The organism is Falsiroseomonas sp. E2-1-a4 (assembly GCF_051433165.1).
Classification (GTDB): domain Bacteria; phylum Pseudomonadota; class Alphaproteobacteria; order Acetobacterales; family Acetobacteraceae; genus Falsiroseomonas.
Map to the genome: position 1 here is coordinate 122,152 of NZ_JBHMFS010000016.1, position 20,646 is coordinate 142,797.

General features: G+C 71.3%; 18 protein-coding genes. 16 read left to right on the plus strand and 2 right to left on the minus strand.

Annotation, left to right across the window (positions count from 1 at the left end; translation table 11 throughout):
- Positions 1-98: 98 nt before the first annotated feature.
- Positions 99-752, plus strand: a complete 654-nt coding sequence (locus ACFHNC_RS17630) for a ribonuclease HII (RefSeq protein ID WP_437170549.1) — start codon at positions 99-101, stop codon at positions 750-752.
- A 102-nt stretch (positions 753-854) separates the two neighbouring features.
- Positions 855-1,943: a site-specific DNA-methyltransferase gene (locus ACFHNC_RS17635; protein WP_437170550.1), complete on the plus strand. Its 1,089-nt coding sequence runs from the start codon at positions 855-857 to the stop codon at positions 1,941-1,943.
- Positions 1,944-1,951: 8 nt separating this feature from the next.
- On the opposite strand, the gene ACFHNC_RS17640 is transcribed toward ACFHNC_RS17635, so the two are convergent.
- Complete coding sequence (locus tag ACFHNC_RS17640; protein WP_437170551.1) at positions 1,952-2,488, minus strand: biotin transporter BioY; 537 nt, start codon at positions 2,486-2,488, stop codon at positions 1,952-1,954.
- A complete protein-coding gene (locus tag ACFHNC_RS17645) occupies positions 2,485-3,582 on the minus strand; it encodes an A/G-specific adenine glycosylase (RefSeq protein WP_437170552.1) in 1,098 nt (365 codons plus the stop codon). The genes ACFHNC_RS17640 and ACFHNC_RS17645 overlap by 4 nt, the downstream gene beginning before the upstream one ends.
- Before the next feature lie 2 nt (positions 3,583-3,584).
- Here ACFHNC_RS17645 and ACFHNC_RS17650 point away from each other — a divergent pair, with 2 nt between their 5' ends.
- The 14 genes from ACFHNC_RS17650 to ACFHNC_RS17715 all read left to right on the plus strand — a co-directional run bounded on the left by ACFHNC_RS17650 (position 3,585) and on the right by ACFHNC_RS17715 (position 20,624).
- Entirely contained in the window at positions 3,585-4,046 is a 462-nt protein-coding gene (locus ACFHNC_RS17650) for a DUF721 domain-containing protein (RefSeq protein WP_437170553.1), read from the plus strand.
- Between the two features lie 26 nt (positions 4,047-4,072).
- Entirely contained in the window at positions 4,073-4,735 is a 663-nt protein-coding gene (locus tag ACFHNC_RS17655; RefSeq protein WP_437170554.1) for a DsbA family protein, read from the plus strand.
- 3 nt (positions 4,736-4,738) lie between these two features.
- A complete protein-coding gene (locus tag ACFHNC_RS17660; protein WP_437170555.1) occupies positions 4,739-8,854 on the plus strand; it encodes a chromosome segregation SMC family protein in 4,116 nt (1,371 codons plus the stop codon).
- Positions 8,855-8,959: 105 nt separating this feature from the next.
- A complete protein-coding gene (locus ACFHNC_RS17665; RefSeq protein WP_437170556.1) occupies positions 8,960-9,439 on the plus strand; it encodes a molybdopterin-dependent oxidoreductase in 480 nt (159 codons plus the stop codon).
- A gap of 10 nt (positions 9,440-9,449) precedes the next feature.
- A complete protein-coding gene (locus ACFHNC_RS17670; RefSeq protein WP_437170557.1) occupies positions 9,450-11,801 on the plus strand; it encodes a putative bifunctional diguanylate cyclase/phosphodiesterase in 2,352 nt (783 codons plus the stop codon).
- Positions 11,802-11,896: 95 nt separating this feature from the next.
- Entirely contained in the window at positions 11,897-12,898 is a 1,002-nt protein-coding gene (locus ACFHNC_RS17675; RefSeq protein WP_437170558.1) for a Bug family tripartite tricarboxylate transporter substrate binding protein, read from the plus strand.
- 98 nt (positions 12,899-12,996) lie between these two features.
- Positions 12,997-14,874, plus strand: a complete 1,878-nt coding sequence (locus ACFHNC_RS17680) for an ABC transporter ATP-binding protein (protein WP_437170559.1) — start codon at positions 12,997-12,999, stop codon at positions 14,872-14,874.
- 239 nt (positions 14,875-15,113) lie between these two features.
- Positions 15,114-15,413, plus strand: coding sequence for an AtpZ/AtpI family protein (locus ACFHNC_RS17685; RefSeq protein WP_437170560.1), 300 nt, complete (start codon positions 15,114-15,116; stop codon positions 15,411-15,413).
- A gap of 59 nt (positions 15,414-15,472) precedes the next feature.
- Complete coding sequence (locus tag ACFHNC_RS17690; protein ID WP_304814475.1) at positions 15,473-16,228, plus strand: F0F1 ATP synthase subunit A; 756 nt, start codon at positions 15,473-15,475, stop codon at positions 16,226-16,228.
- Between the two features lie 76 nt (positions 16,229-16,304).
- Positions 16,305-16,532 carry an ATP synthase subunit C family protein gene (locus ACFHNC_RS17695; protein ID WP_437170561.1) on the plus strand — a complete coding sequence of 76 codons (228 nt, stop codon included), beginning with the start codon at positions 16,305-16,307 and terminating at the stop codon, positions 16,530-16,532.
- Between the two features lie 92 nt (positions 16,533-16,624).
- The gene (locus tag ACFHNC_RS17700; RefSeq protein ID WP_437170562.1) at positions 16,625-17,125 is read left to right on the plus strand and encodes a F0F1 ATP synthase subunit B family protein; all 501 of its coding nucleotides are present in this window, start codon (positions 16,625-16,627) and stop codon (positions 17,123-17,125) included.
- A gap of 11 nt (positions 17,126-17,136) precedes the next feature.
- On the plus strand, positions 17,137-17,646 hold the full coding sequence (locus ACFHNC_RS17705; protein WP_437170563.1) for a F0F1 ATP synthase subunit B family protein: 510 nt from the start codon (positions 17,137-17,139) through the stop codon (positions 17,644-17,646).
- Positions 17,647-17,780: 134 nt separating this feature from the next.
- Positions 17,781-19,364 carry an ABC transporter substrate-binding protein gene (locus tag ACFHNC_RS17710; RefSeq protein WP_437170564.1) on the plus strand — a complete coding sequence of 528 codons (1,584 nt, stop codon included), beginning with the start codon at positions 17,781-17,783 and terminating at the stop codon, positions 19,362-19,364.
- 168 nt (positions 19,365-19,532) lie between these two features.
- Positions 19,533-20,624, plus strand: coding sequence for a branched-chain amino acid aminotransferase (locus ACFHNC_RS17715; RefSeq protein ID WP_437170565.1), 1,092 nt, complete (start codon positions 19,533-19,535; stop codon positions 20,622-20,624).
- The last annotated feature ends 22 nt before the right edge of the window (positions 20,625-20,646 follow it).

Here is a 20,646-nt window from a genome sequence, read left to right on the forward strand (position 1 = left end):
TCGGTACTCCGCTGCTTGAGCGTCCCGAACGCCCCGTCGTGCCGCGCGGTTGCCCAAGGCGATTCCCTCATTCCACCGGGCGCGCTATGCCGGTGGCCATGCCGGATTACAGCATCGAATCGGAAGCGGGCGGGCGCGTCGCCGGGGTGGATGAGGCTGGGCGCGGCCCACTCGCCGGGCCAGTGCTGGCTGCCGCCGTGGTCTTCATCACCCCGCCCTCCGCCGCCCTCGCGGCGCTGCTCGATGACAGCAAGAAGCTGAACGCCGCCCGCCGCGACCTCGCCTATCTGGCGCTGATGGAGGCCGCGCGGCTTGGCCAGATGGATTGCGCCATCGCCGCCGCCAGCGTGGCGGAGATCGCCCGGCTGAACATCCTGCGCGCCAGCCACTTGGCCATGGCGCGCGCCCTGTGGCGGCTGCGGCTGCCCTGCGAGCTGGCGCTGATCGACGGCAACATGGCGCCGAGCCTGCCGCGCCAGGCCCCGTCGCGCGGCTTCCGCTGCGTCATCGGCGGGGATGCGCTGAGCCTGTCCATCGCCGCCGCCTCGATCCTGGCGAAGGTCACGCGGGACCGGGCGATGGCGCGGCTGGACCGCCGCCTCCCCGCCTGGGGGTTCGCCCGCCACCAGGGATACCCGACGCCGGAACACCGCGAGTGCCTGGCACGCCTCGGCCCGACGCCGCATCACCGGCGTGGTTTCGCGCCGGTGGACCAGGCCTGGCTGCCGCTGCAACCGGCCCTGGCGGGCTGATCTTCCCTTTATCAGCGCCTTGCGGGCACCACCTCGGTTGACGCCGCGACTCCGTGCCGCGCATGTTGCCGGCTGCGACTCGGCGGGGTGTGTGGCGAAACGATGGGGACGGGACTAGACCTGCCGCTGGACGAGGTGCTGCTCGGCGATTGCATCGCCACGCTCAAGCGCCTGCCACCGGCCTCGGTGCACATGATCTTCGCCGACCCGCCCTATAACCTGCAGCTCAAGGGCGAGCTGCGGCGGCCGGATGACAGCCTGGTGGATGGCGTGGATGATGCCTGGGACCAGTTCGCCAGCTTCGCCGCCTATGATGCCTTCACCCGCGAATGGATGACCGAATGCCGCCGCGTGCTGCGCAAGGACGGCACGATGTGGGTGATCGGCAGCTATCACAACGTGTTCCGCCTCGGCGCGGCGATGCAGGATCTGGGTTACTGGATCCTGAACGACGTGGTCTGGCGCAAGGCCAACCCGATGCCGAATTTCCGGGGCCGCCGCTTCACCAACGCGCATGAGACGATGATCTGGGCGGCGCGTGGCCCTGAATCCCGCTACCGCTTCAACTACGCCGCCATGAAGTCGCTGAACGACGACGTGCAGATGCGCAGCGACTGGTATTTTCCCCTGTGTACCGGCGGTGAGCGCCTACGCGGGGAGGATGGCGCCAAGCTGCACCCCACCCAGAAGCCGGAAGCGCTGCTGCACCGCGTGCTGCTGGCCTGCACCACGGCTGGGGAGGTGGTGCTGGACCCCTTCTCCGGCACCGGTACCACGGCGGCGGCGGCCAAGCGGCTCGGCCGGCGCTATATCGGCATCGAGCAGGACCCGCTCTACAAGGCCGCCTCCGAGGAACGGCTGCGGCTGGTGGAGCCGATGGATGAGGGTGCGGCGCTGTCCCTGCCGAGCAAGCGGGAACAGCCGCGCATCGCCTTCGGGGTGCTGGTGGAACGCGGCCTGGTGCCGGCCGGCAGCACGCTGGTGGACCGCAACCGCCGCTGGCGCGCCACGGTGGGCGCCGATGCCACGCTGCGCTGCGGCGCCGCCACGGGGTCGATCCACAAGGTCGGCGCCGCGCTACAGACGGCGCCATCCTGCAATGGCTGGACCTTCTGGCATATCGAGACCCGCGACGGCCGGCTGCGGCTGATCGACGAATTCCGTCAGGAAATCGCCGCCCAAGGGGGCTGAGGCGCGGCTCAGCGCCGCGCCAGCGCCCGCAGCAGCGCCAGGGCCAGCGCGGTCTTCACCAGCGTGCCGGGCACGAACAGCAGGAAGCCGACCTCGAAGGCGCGCGCCAGGCCGACATACCCCGCCAGCCAGGCGAGGCCCGGCACGAACAGCAAAAGATGCGCTGCCAGCAGCACCACCGCCTGCCGCGCAAAGCCCTGGCCGCGCGCGAAGCCCGCCAGCCAGGCGGCCAGTGCGAAGCCGATCAGGTAGCCGCCCGTCGGCCCGACCAGCGCCGCCGGCCCCGCCGCGCCATTGGCGAACACCGGCAGCCCCATCACGCCCTGCGCCAGATAGGCCGCAACCGCGGCAAAGCCTGCCGCCGGGCCGCCCAGCGCGCCGAGCAGCAGCACAACCAGGCTCTGCAAGGTGGCCGGCACCGGCCACATCGGCAGGCTGATCTGCGCCGAGGCCGCCAGCAGCCAGGAGCCGAGCAGCGCCATGCCGGCAAAGCGCGCGGCGGATGCGGCGCGGCTGCGGGTGGCGGCGGGCAGGGTCTGGGTCATCGAGAGGGTTCCTCCGTTTCGGCGCCGCCTGTCTCACGCGGCGCCGCGTCCTGTCCAGACAGTGCCAGCAGCCGGTGCATCACGCTCGGCATCGCGGTGCGCGCGGATTCGAGGTCCATCCAGGCATGGCCGGGCACCTCCGCCGTGCCGGGAAGGCGGGTAGCGAGAAGGGCCATCCGCAGTTCGAAATGGGTGAAGCCGTGCCGCGCCACCCCGTCCAGCGCGCGCCAGCGCAGGCCGGTGAGGGGGGCGTGGGCCAGCGCCTCGGCCTCCGTCCAGGCCTCCGCGCGCCAGGGCGTGCCGGGGATTTCCAGCATGCCGCCCAGCAGGCCCGTCTCCGCCCGGCGCCGCACCAGCACCAGGCCGCGCGCATCCTGCAGCAGGAAATGCGTGCCATGGCGGGTGGGTCGCGCGGCCCTCGGCATCTTGCGCGGCAGTTCGGCCTGCACGCCCGCCGCCTGCGCGACGCAACCGCCCCGCCAGGGACACAGCGCGCAGGTTGGGTTACGCGGGGTGCAGATGGTGGCGCCCAGGTCGAACAGCGCCTGGGCGAAATCCCCCGGCCTGGCGCGGGCCGCCGGCGCCGCCATCCAGCCCTGGGCGAGTGCCGAAAGCTGCTTCTTGGCGGCCGGCAGCGGCACCTCCACCCGGCACACCCGGGCGGTCACCCGCTCCACATTGCCATCCGCCGGCACCACCGGTTCCTGGAAGGCGATGGCGGCGACGGCGGCGGCGGTATAGGGGCCTATGCCGGGAATCGCGCGCAGAGCCTCCATCGTGCGTGGAAAACCCCGTGTCGCCAGCGCCTTGGCGCCGGCATGCAGGTTGCGCGCGCGGGCGTAGTAGCCCAGCCCGGCCCATTCCTCCGCCACCTCCGCCCACTCCGCACGGGCCAGCGCATGGACATCGGGAAAACGGGCCAGGAATCGTGTATAGCGGGGGCCGACCGCGGCGACCGTGGTCTGCTGCAGCATCACCTCGGACAGCCAGACCCGGTAGGGATCGGGCTGGCTGTCGTCCCGCCAGGGCAGCACCCGGCGATGGCGGTCATACCAGGCCAGCAGCAGTTCAGGTTCGGGAAGGGGAGGGTTCACGCGTGGCGCAGGATGGCGATCAGCGACGATTTCCGACAGCCCCCCTGCCGCTGTCATCGCTGATTCCGCGGCTGACCCGCCCCGCCTTCCGCAAACGCAGCCCGGCCGGCGCGCAGCTCATGGCCGATTGGCCCGCCATTGTCGGCCCCGCGCTGGCCACCACCACCCAGCCGCTGCGGGTAACCAGCGGCACGCTGACCTTGGCCTGTTCCGGCCCGGTGGCGATGGAATTGCAGCACCTGGCGCCGGAGCTGATCGCCCGGATCAACGCGCATTTCGGCCGCGTGGCGGTGGAACGCCTGCGCTTCGTCCAGCAGGCCCCGTCCGGCGCGCCCCGCGCCGCCCCAAAGCCCAAGCCGGTCCAACTTCCCGCCCCGGTGGAGGCGCGGCTGGCGGAGATGCCGGCGGGCGAATTGCGCGATGCCCTGGCAAAGCTGGCCCTCGGCGTATATCGAAAGCGTTGAACCAGTCCTTTCGGGGAGCCTTCCTGATGCTCGACCGCCGTACCATCCTGACCCTCACCGCCGGCCTGCTGCCCGGTGCTTTTCTGGCCCCCGGTGCTTTTCTGGCCCCCGGTGCTGCCTTGGCCCAAGGCGCGGCGCCGGCCCCCGCGCCGCTGGCCACCGACGACCCGCGCATGGCGGAGCGTAGCGCCGGCCGCGCCGAGGCGCCGGTGACCGTGATCGAATATTTCTCCCTCACCTGCGGCCATTGCGCCGCCTTCCACCGCGAAACCTATCCGCGGGTGAAGTCCGAGCTGATCGAATCCGGCCGCGTGCGGATGGTGTTCCGCGACTTCCCGCTGGACGGGCTGGCGCTCGCCGCCTCCGCCGTCGCCCGCAGCCTGCCGCCGGAGCGCTATGAGCCCTTCATCTCCACCCTGATGTCCACACAGGACCGCTGGGCCTTCAATCGTGGTGGCGACCCGCGGGAGGAGCTGTTCAAGGTGGCGGCGCTGGCCGGCATGTCGCGCCCGAAATACGATGAAGTCCTGGCCGACCAGGCGCTGGCGCGCGCCATCCTGGCCGCGCGCGTGGCCGGGCAGCAGGAGCACAACGTCACCTCCACCCCCAGCTTCGTCTTCGGCACCCGCACCGTGCCAGGCAACATCACCTTCGCCCGCTTCGCCGCCCTGGTCGCCGAGACGCGCTGATCCATGGAATCCGTGCCGGCCGAGGAGACGGGGCAGCCCCCGGACGAGCCGACCCGCACGGACGCCCAGGCTGAGGCCGCCCGCCATGCGCGGCTGACCCGGCTGCGCATCGCCGGCTTCAAATCCTTCGCCGAGGCGACGGTGGTGGAGGTGATGCCGGGGCTGACCGGCATCGTCGGCCCGAATGGCTGCGGCAAGTCGAACGTGGTCGAAGCCCTCCGCTGGGCGATGGGCGAGACCAACGCCCGCGCCATGCGCGGCGGCGAGATGGACGACATCATTTTTGCGGGGACCTCCACCCGCCCCGGCCGCAACGTCGCCGAGGTCACGCTGACCTTGGAGGAGGCGCTGGGCCTGGCGCCACCGCCCAATGCCGAGGCGCCAGACCTTGAAATTGTGCGAAAAATCGCGCGCGGGGAGGGAAGTTCCTTCCGCGTCAATGGCCGCGAACTGCGCGCCCGCGACGTGCAGACCATGTTCGCCGATATCGGCTCCGGCGCCCGGTCCTCCGCTATGGTCAGCCAGGGCCGCGTCTCCGCGCTGATCTCGGCAAGGCCGGAGGAACGCCGCGCGGTGCTGGAGGAAGCCGCCGGCATTGCCGGCTTGCGCGCCCGCAAGCATGAGGCGGAGCTCAAGCTGCGCCAGGCGGAGAACAACCTTGGCCGCGCCGAAGACCTGATCGGCCAGATGGAGGCCGGGCGGCAGAACCTGCAACGCCAGGCCCGCCAGGCCGCGCGCTACCGGAACCTGTCGGGGCTGGTGCGAGAGGCGGAGGTGGAGTGGCTCGCCATTCTGCGCGCCCGCGCCCAGGCGGCGCTGGCCCAGGCGCGGGACGGCTTCGCCACCGCCCGCCACGCCACATCCCAGGCGGAAGCCGCTGCCGAGGCCGCCGCGCGCCGCGCCTTCGCCGCCGAACAGGGCCTGCCCGCGCCCCGCGCCGCCGAGGCCACCGCCCGCACCGCGCTGGAACGCCGCCGCGTCGAAGCCGAGACGCTCGGCGCCGAGGAAGCCCGCGCGCGGGAGGCGCTGTCCGGCGCCCAATCCCGCCACGCCGCCCTGGCGCGGGATCTGGAACACGCCGCCGGCGTCGAATCGGATGCCGATACCGCCGAAGCCCGCTTGCAGGCGGAGGCCGAGGAACTTTTGCGCATTGCCGCCGAACTGCCCGGACGCAGCGCCGATGCGGAACGCGCCGAGGCGGCGGCGATCACGGCCGTGGCCGAGGCCGCCGCCGCCGCCGACCGCGCCACCGAAGCCGCCGCCGAAGCTGCCGCCCAGGCCAATGCGCTCGCCACCGCGGAAGGGGAGGCCGCCACCCGCGCCCAGCGCCTCGCCCAGCAATTTTTGCAGATTGCCACCGATCACACGGCGGCGCAGCGGGCCGTGGTGCCGGAAGCCGCGCTGGCCGAGGCCGCCACCCGCACCGACACCGCCGAAGCCGCGCTGGCCGAGGCCGAGGCGACGCTTGTCACCACCGAGACCGCTCGCACCGCCGCCCAGGCGGCGCATGAGGCCGCGCGGCGCCTGGCGGCGGAAGCCGAGGCCACCGAATCCCGCGCCAGCAGCGAACTCCAGGCTGCCGAGACCGCCGCCCGTCGCGGCGCCGAACAGCAGGCCCGCCTGACCGCCGAACGCGACGCCGCCCGCGCCGGCGCGGTGCCGGAGGCCGAGATGGCCACCGCCCGCGCCGAGGCCAGCGCCGCCGCCACCGCGCTGACCGAAGCTCGCGCCGCGCTGGACGCCGCCGAGAAGGCGCGTACCGCCGCCCAATCCCGCCACGAAGCCGCCCGCGCCGCCGCCAGCGAGGCCGAGGCCGCCCGCGCCCGCGCCGCCGCGGAGGCCGCGGCCCTCGCCGAGGTGCTGCGCGCGCGGGAGGTGGGGGGCGGCGCCGAATCCGTGCTCGACCGCATAGGCGTGCCGCCCGGCCTCGAAGCCGCGCTCGGTGCGGCGATGGGGGAGGGGCTGGACGCGGCGCTGGACCCCGAGGCGCCGCGACACTGGCGCAGCCTGCCGCCCTTGGACCCGATGCCCACCCTGCCGCCGGGCGCCACGCCGCTTGCCCGGCTGGTGGAAGCGCCGGATGCGCTGTCCCGCGCCCTTTCGCAGATCGGCCTGCTGCCCAAGGGCGCGGACGGCGCCGCGCTGCAAAAACTGTTGAAGCCCGGCCAGGCGCTGGTGACGGAGGATGGCGCGGTGTGGCGCTGGGACGGCCAGGGCCTGCTGCCCGGCATCCCCACCCCCGGTGCCGTCCGTCTTGCCCAGCGCAACGCCCTGCGCGCTGCCGGCGCGCGGCTGGACAAGGCCGAAGCCGAGGCCGGCGCGGCAACCACCGCCCGCAGCCAGGCCGCGGCCGCCGAACAGGAAGCCCGCGGCGCCGAGGCCCGCCAGCGGGAGGCCCGCGCCACCGCCGAACGCCGCCAGGGCACGGCGCAGGCCGCGCTGGACCGGCTGGTGGCGCGCGACCAGCAGGCGCAGCAGCGCCTTTCGGCCCTCGCCCCGCAGCTCGCCCGGCTGGAGACGGAAATGCAGGCGGCCACCGCGGCGCTGGAGGCCGCGCGCATCGCCCGCGCCGCCGCGCCCGATGCCGCTGCCGCGCGCCAGGCCCGCAGCGCCGCCGCTGTCGAGGAACTGGCCGCAACCCGCGCCGAGACCGCCGCCCGCGAGGCCCGCCGCGGCGCCGAACAGCGCCTTACGGCCGCCCGCGACGCCGCCCGCACTTTGGCTGCTCGTGCCGCGGAGGCCGAGGCAAGGCTGGCCGCGCTGACGCCCGAACTCGCCCGCATCACCGGCGAACGCGATGCCGCCGCCGCATCCCTGGCCGAGGCCCAGGCCGCCCGCGCCGCCGCGCCGGACCTTGCCGCGCTGCGCGCCGAGGTCGAGCGCGCCCGCGCTGCCCTGGCCGCAGCCCGCGCCGCCGAAGCCGGCTGCCGCGACAGCCGCGCGACGCTCGCCGCCGAGGCCGGGCGCATCGACCAGCGACAGGCCGCGATCGGCCCGGAACGCGCCGAATGGGCGCGCCGCAAGGCCGAGGCCGCCGGCCGCCGCCAGGACCTGGCCAGCCGCGCCGCCGCCGCCGCCGCCGAACGCGACGCCTTGGCCGAGGCGCCCGAAACCGCCGCAGCCCAGCGCGCCACCGCCGGAAAAGCGCTGGCCGAGGCCGAGGCCACCCACGCCGCCGCCGCCGCCGCCCTGGCCGCCGCTGAGACGGAGGACCGCGAATCGGCCCTGGCCCGCCGCAGCGCCGATGCCGCCTTCGCCCAGGCGCGGGAGGCGCAGCTGCGCGCCGAGGGCGGCGCCGGCCAGGCCGAGGCCGCGGCGCTGGCGGTGGAGGAACGCATCGTCGAACGCCTCGGCGAGGCCCACCCACCGCTGCCCGCCGACCTGCCGGAACTGACCGATCAGGCCGAGGACAAGGCCCGCCGCAAGATGGAGCGGCTGACCCGCGAGCGGGAGGAAATGGGACCCGTCAACCTGCGCGCCGAGGCGGAGTTGCTCGAGCTTGACGCCACGCGCGACCGGATCGAATCCGAACGGCAGGAGGTGGCGACCGCCATCGCCAAGCTGCGCGGCGTCATCGGCCATCTGAACCGCGAGGGCCGGGAAAGGCTGCGCGTGGTCTTCGACAAGGTGGATGCCGAATTCCGCGCCCTGTTCACCCGCCTGTTCGGCGGCGGCCGCGCGCATCTGGCGCTCACCGGCTCCGACGACCCGCTGGAGGCGGGGCTGGAGATCTTCGCGGAGCCGCCCGGCAAGAAGCTGTCCTCGCTGAACCTGCTCTCGGGCGGCGAACAGGCGCTGACCGCGCTGTCCCTGGTCTTCGCCGTGTTCCGCTGCAACCCGGCGCCGGTCTGCGTGCTGGACGAGGTGGATGCGCCGCTGGACGACGCCAATGTGGAACGGCTGTGCGATCTGCTGGAGGTGATGGCCGCCGGTGATGCCGAGGGGCCCGATGCAAAAGGCTTGGGCGGCACGCGCTTCCTGATCGTCACCCACCACCCGCTGACCATGGCGCGCATGCATCGCCTGTATGGCGTGACCATGCAGGAACGCGGCGTGTCCCGCCTGCTGAGCGTGGACCTGCAGCGTGCGGTGGAGATGGTGGAGGGCACGCCGGCCTGAGCCGGGTGGCGCGGCAGCCTGTTAACGGTATCGTGATGTTGTTGCCGCAAGGTGGAAGCCCGCCGCGAAGGATTCGCGCGCACCTCCAAGCCCTCGAAGGTCCGCATGCGACGTCGCTCCCTGGCTGCCCTCCCGCTTCTGGCTGCGCTGGCCGGCGCCGATGCCCTGGCCCAGCCCCGCCCCATCCTGCGGGTCACCGGTCGCATCGACGGGGCCGACCGGGATTTCAGCCTGGAATCGCTGGAAGCGCTGGGCATGGTGGACCTGGCCACCCGCACCACCTGGACCGGGCCGGATGTGCTGCATTTCAGCGGCGTGCCGCTCGCCACCCTGCTGCGCGCCTGCGGCGCTACGGGCAGCTCGCTCCGCATTCATGCGCTGAACGACTATGCGGTGAACGTGCCGGTCACGGATGCGGACCGCAACGCCGCGCTGCTCGCCACCCGGCAGGGCGGCGTGCCGCTCCGCGTCCGGGACCGTGGTCCGATCTGGCTGATCTATCCCTGGAGCGCGCGGCCGGAGCTGGACGTACCCGTGTTCCGCGACCGGGCCGTCTGGCAGATCCGGCAGATCGACGTGGCCTGAGCGCCGCGTGGTGGGAACGCATTCCGGCCGGGCACGGCTGACCCAACTCACGCGGCTCGCCCACCAGCGCGCGACGGGCGTCGTGCTGCTGGCCGCGGGCGTGCTGTTCGTGCTGTCGATCGGCGCGACCTTGCAGCAGGCGCGGGAACAGTTCCGCCTCGAAGCCGGCAGCCAGCGAGTCTCCATCTGGTTCAGCACCCAGGCGCTGGTGGAACTGCATCGCTTCCGCACCGCGCTGCTGCGGTTCGATCGCCAGGAGCCGGGCTGGGACCGGGACCGGCTTTCCGAACGCTACGAAATCCTGCTGAGCCGCCTGCCGCTGCTGCAGGATGCGGAAGAAGCACGAACCCAGACCCTCATGGATCGCCGCGACGTCGTCATCGGGCTGCAGGCGGCGCTGGAACAGGTCGAGCCGGATATCCTCCGCCTGCAACCGGGGGACATCGCCATCCGCGCCCGCATCGAGGCGGCGGCGGATGAGGCGGACCTGCTGCTGACTGGCCTGAACCTGGCGTTGCACACGGAACGCCGGGAGGCGGTGGAACAGGCGCGGGTCAGCGCGCGCCACCTCGGCATGTTCTTTCTGCTCAGCCTGGGCGGGCTGCTGCTGGGCGCGTTGCTGTTGCTGCTGCTGATCGTGCGCGGCGCCCGCCGGGCGGCGGAGGCGGAGCGGACCTTGCGCGTGCTGGTGGATTCGCTGCCCATCGGCATCGCCGCCTTCGACCCGGACGGCCGGCTGGTGATGATGAACGAAACCGGCCTGGCCCTGGCCCGGCTGGACCGGGAGGAGGATGCGCTGGGCCGCCGGCCGAGCGAAATCGGCGGCAACCCCGCGGCGGATGCCGATGTGGCGCAGGTGGTGGCACGGCGGGTTGCCCTGCCACCCCGGGAAAGCCGCCTGACCCACCGCGACGGCAGCGAACGCACCCTGCTGGTGTCCTCCGCGCCGGTCTTCGGCAAGGGCGGCAATCTGGTGCGGGTGGTGTTCGTGGCGCTGGATGTCACCGAACAGCGCGAGGCCGACCGCCGCATCCGCCACCTGGCGGAGCATGACGCGCTGACCGACCTGCCGAACCGGCTGCTCTTCGGCACCCAGTTGAAGGCGCAGCTCGGCCATGCGGCGGAGGGGCGGATGGTGGCGGTGCATTGCATCGACCTCGACCATTTCAAGGAAGTGAATGACAGCCTGGGCCACCCGGTGGGCGACCAGCTTCTGCTCGCCGCCTCCGCCCGCATGCGGGCGGCGATGCGGGAAGGGGATCTGCTGGCACGGCTCGGCGGCGACGAATTCGCCGTCATCCAGCCGGGCCTGACCCAGGAGTCGGAGGCACGGCTGCTGGCGGAGCGGCTGGTCGCCGTGCTCGGTCAGCCCTACCGGCTTCAGGGCTACACGCTGCGCGCCGGAGCCAGCATCGGCACCGCGATCGCGCCGCAGCATGGCGTGACGGTGAAGAGCATCCTAAGCCGCGCCGACATCGCGCTGTACCGCGCCAAGGCGGCGGGCCGCGGCCGCGCCATGGTGTTTACCATGGAACAGGAAAAAGGCCTGCGCGAACGCCGGCAACTGGAGGAGGATCTGCGCCAGGCCCTGGCACTGGGCCAGCTCTCGCTGGTGTTCCAGCCGAAATTCGTCCTCGCCACCGGGATGCTCAAGGGCTGCGAGGCGCTGCTGCGCTGGAACCATCCGGTGCGGGGCCTGATCTCCCCCGGCCTGTTCATCCCGGTGGCGGAGGAGATGGGGCTGATCCACCCGATCACGCAGCTCGTGCTCGACCTGGCCTGCCGGCAGGCCATGGCGCGGCGGGCGCAGGGGCTGGAGGTGCCGGTGGCGGTGAACCTCTCGGCCGGGCATTTCGGCGCCGAGCAGGGCGTGCGCCTGGTGCAGCAGGCGCTGGCGGCCACCGGCTGCGACCCGGCGCTGCTGGAGGTGGAGGTGACGGAAGGCGTCTTCCTGCGCAGCGCGGAGGCGGCAACCCGCAGCTTCCAGGCACTGCGAGAGATGGGCGTGCGGGTGGCGCTGGATGATTTCGGCACCGGCTATTCCTCGCTCGGCTACCTCCAGCATCTGCCCTTCGACGTCATCAAGGTGGACCGTACCTTCATCGCCGGGCTGGAGGAGCATTCGCGCGGCGGCCCCGGCCCGGGGCGGCGCATCGTCGATGCGATCGTGCGGCTGGCGCATGGGCTGGGCGCGGAGGTGGTGGCCGAGGGGGTGGAGACGCAGGGCCAGTTGACCGTGCTGCGCGAACTCGGCTGCGACCACGTGCAGGGCTTCCTGCTCGGCCGGCCGGTTGCGGCGGAGACCCTGGCGGAAATGGCGCGCCGCCCGCCGGACGCGAAGCTGGCCCGCAGCGCCGCTTGACCCGGCTCGCCGCGGCGCGGCTTGACCGGACGAGCCGCGGCCCGCGACAGTGTCCGAAGGCGGGCCAACCGCCACGGCATGGGGGAAACCAACGAATGACGAAATGTCTGACGACACGTCGCGGCCTGCTCGGCGCTGCCCTGGCGCTGCCCGCCCTCGCACTACCCACTGTGGCCCGCGCGCAGGCGCAGGAGGTTTGGCCGGAACGGCCGGTCCGCATGGTGGTGCCCTTCCCGCCCGGCCAGGCGGCGGATCTGTTCGCCCGCGTGATGGCCGAGGAACTCTCGAAGCGCTGGCCGCAGCGCGTGGTGGTGGAAAACCGCGCCGGCGGCGCCGGGGCCATCGGCATGGACGCCGTGGCCCGCGCCGCGCCGGATGGCTACACGCTGGGCATCGGCACGTCCGGCACGCTCGGGGTCAATCCCTCCGTCATGTCGCGCCTGCCCTATGACGCGGAGAAGGATTTCGCCGCGATCACCAACATCTTCACCCTGCCGCTGGTCTTCGTCGCGCATCCGAGCTTCGAGGCGAATGACATGGCAGGCCTGGTGGCGATGGCGAAGGCGCAGCCGGGGATGGTGCAATATGCCTCCGCCGGGCCGGGCACGGCGCAGCACATGACGGCGGAGATGCTGTCGCACCGGCTGGGCCTGCGGATGCAGCATGTGCCCTATCGCGGCAGTAGCCCGGCCATGGCGGATCTGCTGGGCGGCAACGTCAAGGTGATGGTGGACAGCCTGGCTTCCGCCTTGCCGCATGTGCAGGCCGGCCGCATCAAGGCACTCGGCGTCACCGGGCCGGAGCGTGCGCCGCAGATGCCGGATGTGCCGACGGTCGCCGAGACCGTCTCCCCGGGTTTCCAGGCGCTGGGCTGGTCCGGCATCGTCGCCCCGGCCGCAACCCCGGCACCGATCATCCGCAAGATCAACGCGGATGCGGTGGCGATCCTGCGTGATCCGGCGATCGCGGCGCGCATGGTCCAGCTCGGCGGCTTCCCGGACCCCGGCACGCCGGAGGAATTCGGCGCCTTCATCCGGGCCGAGATCGCCAAGTGGCGGGAAGTGGCGCGGGCGGCAAATGTGCGGCTGGATGGCTGAAGCGGCGGTCTGACGGCGGCCGGCGCGGCAAGTTCACCGTTGCGCCGGTTGACGGCGACGGCCGGCGGGCGCGTCTTGCGGCCATGCGCTTGTTCCGATTGTTCGAAACCGCCGTCGACCCCGTCGCCCCGCCGGGCCGCCCCGCTTCCCGCTGGTGGCGCCGGCCGGTGCCGGAGACCCCGCCGCCGGCCAGCCTGCCCGGCTTCTACTGGCACTTCGCCCGCCAGGCGCGGGCGCTGTTCGGGCTACTATTCGCCACTGGGCTGACGGTCGCGCTGCTCGACCTGCTCATCCCCATCTTCATCGGCCGGGTGGTGGGGCTGCTGGAGGCGCATGGGCCGCAGCGGATCTGGGCCGATGCCGGAGGGACGCTGGCCGGCATGGCCGCCGTGCTGCTGCTGGCCCGGCCGGCCGCCATATTGTGCCAGAACCTGGTGACGCAGCAGGCGATCATCCCGGCCGTCACCTCCATGATCCGCTGGCAGAGCCATTGGCAGGTGGTGCGCCAGGGCTGGGCCTTCTTCCAGGAAGATTTCGCCGGCCGCATCGCCAACCGCGTGATGCAGGCCGGGCCGGCGCTGCGGGAAAGCGTGGTGCAGTCGGTGAACGCCGTCTGGTACATCCTGGTCTATGGCACAGGCGCGGTGCTGGTGCTGTCCGCCACCGATTGGCGCCTCGCCATGCCCATCCTGGTCTGGTTCGCGCTGTATGCCACGCTGCTGCGGCTGATCGTGCCGCGGATGCGCGACCGCGCCCGCAAGGCGAGCGAGGCGCGCAGCCTGCTGACCGGCCGGGTGGTGGACAGCTACACCAACATCGTCACCGTGAAGCTGTTCGCCCGCGCCGAGCAGGAGGATGCCTGGGTGCGGGAGGGGGTGGAGCAGCTCAACCGCGACTTCGCCCGGCAGACAAGACTGGTGACGCTGAATGGCTTCCTGCTGTCCACGCTGAATGCCTGCATGCTGACCTCCACCGCGGGGATGGCGATCTGGCTCTGGTCGCGGGGGGAGATCCCGCTGGCGGTGGTGGCCTCCGCCTTGCCGATGGCCTGGCAGATCGCGAACATCTCCGGCTGGGTGGCCTTCAACGTGGCGGGCATTTTCGAAAATATCGGCGTGGTGCAGGAAGCCATGGGCAGCATCGCGGTGCCGCGCACGGCGCCTGATGCGCCGGCGGCGCAGCCGCTTGTGGTAACCCGCGGCGAAATCCGCTTCGAGGATGTGCGCTTCGGCTATGGCCGTGCCACGGCCCCGGGCCTGCCCTCCCGTGGCGCCGTGCTGCATGATTTCGACCTGGCGATCGCGCCGGGGGAACGGGTGGGGCTGGTTGGCCATTCCGGCGCGGGCAAGACCACGGCCATCAACCTGCTGCTGCGCTTCTTCACCCCGGAGGGCGGGCGCATCCTGGTGGATGGCCAGGACATTGCCGGGGTGACGCAGGAAAGTCTGCGGACCTCGATCGGCGTGGTGACGCAGGACACGGCGCTGCTGCACCGGTCGATCCTGGAGAACATCCGCTACGGCCGGCCGGATGCCAGCCCGGCGGAGGTGGTGGAGGCGGCGAAGCGGGCGGAGGCGCATGACTTCATCCTCGCGCTGTCCGACTGGCGCGGCCGCACCGGCTATGACGCGCATGTGGGCGAGCGCGGCGTGAAGCTCTCCGGCGGTCAGCGCCAGCGGGTCGCCATCGCCCGCGTGCTGCTGAAGGACGCGCCCATCCTGCTGCTGGACGAGGCGACCAGCGCCCTCGACTCGGAGGTGGAAGCGGCGATCCAGGAAAGCCTGGAACGGCTGATGGCGGGCAAGACCGTGATCGCGGTGGCGCACCGCCTGTCCACTTTGGCGCGGATGGACCGGCTGGTGGTGCTGCATGAGGGCGGCGTGGCGGAGACGGGCAGCCACGCCCAGTTGCTGGCCGCCGGCGGGGTCTATGCAAGGCTGTGGCAGCGGCAATCGGGGGGATTCATCGGGGAATGAAGCCCCGCGGCTGCCGCTTCTGGCGGCCCGCAGGGCCGAGCGGCCGAAGGGCCGCCGCGCCCAGACCGCCCGTGTGGCCCGGTGTGACAGTGCAGGGCGCGCAGGCGAGCGCGGAGCGCGCGCCCTTGGAACCGGTCCATGAACCATGTTGCAGCGCGTTCATCACCTTGACACTCCTGCCCCTAAGCCGTAGGAGCGGGCCGCCTTCCGGGCGGGGCGACCGCAGGGGAGAGCGACGGATGGCGGAAGACGACGGCTTCGAGCAAAGGCTCCGGCAGGCCAGGGCGCGGCAGGGTATGGACCCCAAGCCAAACCCGATCGGCCCCCTGTCGGGCAGTAGCGCGAGTGTCGGTTTCCGCGCCGGTGTCGAAGTGGTTTCGGCGCTGGTCGTGGGCGTTGCCCTCGGCTGGTACCTGGACCGCTGGCTTGGCACCTGGCCGTGGCTTTTCCTGCTGTTCTTCGTGTTCGGCAGCGTCGCCGGGGTGATGAACGTCTATCGTTTATTTGCTCCACGGCGGGGTGCCGGGAAGCAGGATTAGAGGCTGCCGCAATCGCGGCAAATGAGGTTCCCCGCGCGCCGGGGGACGGGAGATTGCGAGTGGCCGCCGAATCCGGATCGATCGACGCGCTGAGCCAGTTTCAGCTGACCCCCGTCTTCGGGCCTATCGGCGCCGCCGTCGGCTTTTCGCAATCCAACGCGCATATGCTGCTGGCCGCCGGCCTGATCACGGCGCTGATCATGTTCGGCATGGCCGCCCGCGCGGTGGTGCCGGGGCGCCTGCAATCGCTGGCCGAAGCCTCCTACGAATTCGTCTACGGCATCGTGGACAGCCAGGTGGGGCATGGCGGCAAGCGCTTCTTCCCCTTCGTCTTCACGCTGTTCATGTTCGTCCTGTTCGGCAACATGCTCGGCCTGTTCCCCTACGCCTTCACCTACACCAGCCACTTGGCGGTGACCTTCGGCCTGGCGCTGATCGTCTTCGTCGTGATCACGGCGGTGGCGCTGGCGCTGCATGGCCGGAAGTTCTTCGGCTACTTCTTTCCCGAGGGTGCGCCGCTGTGGCTGGCGCCGATCATCGTGCCGGTCGAGGTGGTATCTTACCTCTCGCGCCCGGTGAGCCTCTCGGTTCGTCTGTTCGCCAACATGGTCGCCGGCCACGTGCTGCTGAAGGTGTTCGCCACCTTCGTGGTCATGCTCGGGGCGCTCGGCGCGGTGGGGCCCTTCGTGGCCACGCTGCCGCTGGCGGTGAACGTGCTGCTGATCGGGTTCGAGATCCTGGTGGCCTTCCTTCAGGCCTATGTCTTCGCGATCCTGACCAGCATCTACCTCCACGACGCGGTGCACCTGCACTGAGCCCAGCCGGCCCAGAAGCGGGCGCCCGCGCGCCGGACCAAGATCCACCCTCTCGACGTCGAAAAGGATTACTTTCATGGAAATCGTGCTTGCTGCGAAGGCGATCGGTGCCGGCATCGCTGTCCTCGCCCTGTTCGGCGTCGGCCTGGCGCTTGGCAACATCTTCTCCACGCTGATCTCCTCCGTGGCCCGCAACCCGGCGGCGCGTGACGTGGTGTTCCCGATCGGCATCCTGGGCTTCGCCCTGACGGAAGCCGTGGCGCTGTTCGCACTGCTGATCGCCTTCCTGATCCTGTTCGCCTGAGGTCCGGGCCGGCTCGCGCCGGCCAGGTTCTGCGATAGGGCGCGCCGCCCGCTGGGGGCTGGCGCGCATCAGGGACGTTGACGGGGAACACCATGCCGCAGCTCGATTTCGGCAACCCGCTGATGATCGCCCAGATCGTCTGGTTGCTGATCATCTTCGGAGTCCTCTACTACGTGCTCGCCACCTACGCGCTGCCGCGCGTGGAGGCGGTGCTGGAGGATCGCCGGCGCCGGATCGAGGGGGACCTCGAGGCCGCGCAGGCTGCGAAGGCGGAAGCCGATGCGGCCATCACGGCCCATCGCGAGGCCACCAGCAAGGCGCGGGCGGAAGCCCAGGCGGCGATCGCCGCCGCCATGCAGTCGGCCCAGCTTGAAGCCACGCAGCGTTCCGAGGCGCTGGCCGCGCGCTTGGCTGACCAGATCAACGCCGCCGAGGCGCGGATCACCGCGGCGCGCGATACCGCCATGGGCGCGCTGCGGCAGGTCTCCACGGAGACAACGGAGGCGCTGCTGCATCGCCTGACCGGTCAATCCGAGCAGGCCGCCGTGGGCCCCGCCGTCGATCGCGCCCTCGCCGCCCGCGGCCTGGGCTGAGGAGCGCCGCCATGTCCTACGGTTACGCATATTTCTGGCAGGACCCGAAGTTTTGGGTCGCCATGTCCTTCGTGCTGTTTGTGCTGCTGTTCGGCAAGCTGGCATGGAGCCGGATCACCGGCATGCTGGACGCCCGCGGCGCCCGCATCGAAACCGAACTGGCCCAGGCCGCGCGCCTGCGCGTCGAGGCGGAGGCGATGCGCAAGCAGGCCGAGGCCGACCGCGCCGCCGCGCTGGCGGAGGCCGAGGACATGATCGCCCGCGCCCGCGTCGAGGCCGGCCGCGTGGCCGAGGCCGCGGCGCTGGAAGCCGAGCAATCGGCGAAGCGGCGTGAACGCATGGCGCTGGACCGCATCGCCGCTGCCGAGGCCGGCGCCCTGGCCGCGGTGCGCAACGCCGCCGCCGACGTTGCTGCCACCGCGGCGCGCGAAGTTCTTGCGCAGACCATGAGCGCCGAGAAGGATGCGGTGCTGATCGACCGTGCGGTGGCCGATCTTCCTCGCGCGCTCCGCGCGGCCTAAAATAAGGCGCGCTCCGCGCAGCCTGAACGCAGAGCTTCAGCCTGAGACTTTCAGCGGGGATCCTTCGGGGTCCCCGTTTTGCTTTTCGGTCGTTCACCCTTAGTCTGCGCGCACGGATTCCTCAGGAGATCTTCGTGCGCCGACATATTCTGGCTGCCGCCTTGTTTGCGGGCACCGCGCTGTCCATGCCTGTCACCGCCCAGGCCAATCTCTTCCGCTGGGCAAATGACGGCGACGTCAATTCGATGGACCCCTACGCCCGGCAGGAAACCTTCCTGCTGATGTTCAACGGCAACATCTATGAGCCACTGGTGCGGCGGAATCGCCAGTTGCAGGTCGAGGCCGCATTGGCCGAGCGCTGGGAACAGCCGAGCCCGACCGTCTGGCGCTTCCACCTGCGCCGCGGCGTGACCTTCGAGGATGGCACGCCCTTCACCGCGCAAGACGTCGTCTTCTCCTACACCCGCGCCAAGGCGCAGGGCAGCAATGTGGGCGGCAGCCTGGCCAGCGTGAAGGAAGCGCGCGCCATCGACAGCCACACGCTGGAGATCGAGACGACGGCGCCGAACCCGATCTTCCTGGAGGAGATCACCGGCATCGGCATCATGTCCCAGCGCTGGGCAGAGGCGAACAACGCCACCCGCAGCGCCGACCTGACCAGCGGCGCCGAGAATTTCGCGACGCGCAACGCCATGGGCACCGGACCCTTCCGCCTGGTGAGCCGGGAGCCGGATCGCCGCACCGTCCTCGCGCCCAATCCCGGCTGGTGGGACCGGCCGGAGCACAACCTGACCCGGGTCGAGTTCAACGTCATCGCCAATGACGCGACGCGCGTTGCCGCCCTGCTCTCGGGCGAGGTGGACATGGTCTACACCGTGCCGCCGCAGGACACGCAGCGCCTGTCGCGCACCAGCGGCATCACCATCCACCAGCAGGCGGAACTGCGGACCATCTATTTCGGCTTCGACCAGAGCCGGGATGAGCTGCTGAAGTCGGATGTGCGCGGCCGCAACCCGTTCCAGGATGTGCGGGTGCGCCGGGCCTTCAACCACGCGATCGACCGCGCCAGCATCGTCCGCACCGTCATGCGCGGCCAGGGCCGCGCCACCGGGCTGATGATCGGCCCGGGCGTGAACGGCCACACGGATGCCCGCGACCAGATCCCGGAATACAACCCGGACCTCGCCCGTCGCCTGCTGACCGAAGCCGGCTACCCGAACGGTTTCGGCGTGACGCTGGACTGCCCGAACGACCGCTATGTGAATGACGAGGCGATCTGCACCGCGGCGGTTTCCATGCTGGCCCGCATCGGCGTGCGCGTCACGCTGAACGCGCAGACCCGCGCCCGCTACTTCGCCGAGATCCTGGGCCCGCGCTACAACACCAGCTTCTACATGCTGGGCTGGACCCCCAACACCTATGACGCGCACAACGCCTTCTTCAACCTGATGGCGTCGCGCCAGGGCAACCGCGGCATGTTCAATGTCGGCGGCTTCAACAATGCCCGCTTCGATGAGCTGGTCGGCCTGATGGCGACGGAAACCGATACCGCCAAGCGCGCCGGCATGATCGAGGAGGCGATGCGCATCCACACGGACCAGGCCGGCCATGTGCCGCTGCACCAGCAGACGGTGATCTGGGCGGCGCGCAGCAACATCCAGCTGCAACAGCTGGCTGACAACTGGTTCCCGATGCGCTTCGTGCGCGTCGGCAACTAAGCCTGGGGGGGGCGCCGGGAGTCGGCGCCCCCTTCCCACTAAGGCAGTGAACCTTACCTTTTATGCCTGGGACGCATGGGTGCATTGTTAGCTTTGGTGGCTCCCGGGCGCATGGCTGTTGCGATAGCATCCGCCCACACGCAATAAAAACCGAGAGCGACAGACGCCATGACCCAACCGGCCCGCTTCCCCACCACCCTGACCCGCGACCCGAAGCCGCGCCAGGCGGATGCTGCGCTCGCCTTCGGCAAGACCTTCACCGACCACATGTTCCTGATGGATTATGTGGAGGGGAAGGGCTGGCACGACCCGCGGATCGTCCCCTACGGCCCGCTCAGCATGGACCCGGCCACCACGGTGCTGCACTACGCCCAGGCGGTGTTCGACGGGCTGAAGGCGTATCGCGGCGCCGATGGCACCATCCGGCTGTTCCGCGCCCAGCGCCATGCCGAACGCCTCGGCAAATCCTGCGCCGGTCTCTGCATCCCGCCGATCCCGGCGGACCTCGTGCGGCAGAGCTTCGAGGCGATCGTCGGCGTGGACCATGACTGGGTGCCGCGGACGGAGGGCACGTCGCTGTATATCCGCCCGACCGTCATCGCGACCGATGTGATGCTCGGCGTGCACCCGTCCCACAGCTACACCTATTTCGTCATCTGCTCGCCGGTCGGCGCCTACTACAAGGAGGGCGTGAAGCCGGTGCGGATCCTGGCGACGGATACGCATGTGCGCGCGGTGCAGGGTGGCCTCGGCGAATCCAAGGCCGCCGCCAACTACGCGGCCTCGCTGTCCGCGCAGCAGGAGGCGGAGCGCCAGGGCTTCACCCAGGTGCTGTGGCTGGATGGCGTGGAGCGCCGCTGGATCGACGAGGTCGGCACCATGAACATCATGATGAAGATCGGCGACGAGGTGGTGACCCCGCCGCTGGCCGGCACCATCCTGGATGGCGTGACCCGCAATTCCATCCTGACCCTGCTGCGCGACTGGGGCCACACTGTCTCCGAACGCCGCATCAGCATCGAGGAGGTGATGCAGGCCGGGCGGGAGGGCAAGCTGACCGAGATGTGGGGCACCGGCACCGCCGCCGTGGTCTCCCCGGTCGGTGAGCTCGGCTACAAGGGCGACCGGATCAGCATCGGCAATGGCAGCACCGGCAATCTGACGCAGAAGCTGTATGACAGCATCATCGGCATCCAGTACGGCCGCCTGGCGGATGCGCATGGCTGGATGAGCACTGTGCCGCTGCCCGTCGAGGCGTGACCCGCGGGGGGCGAGGGGATGC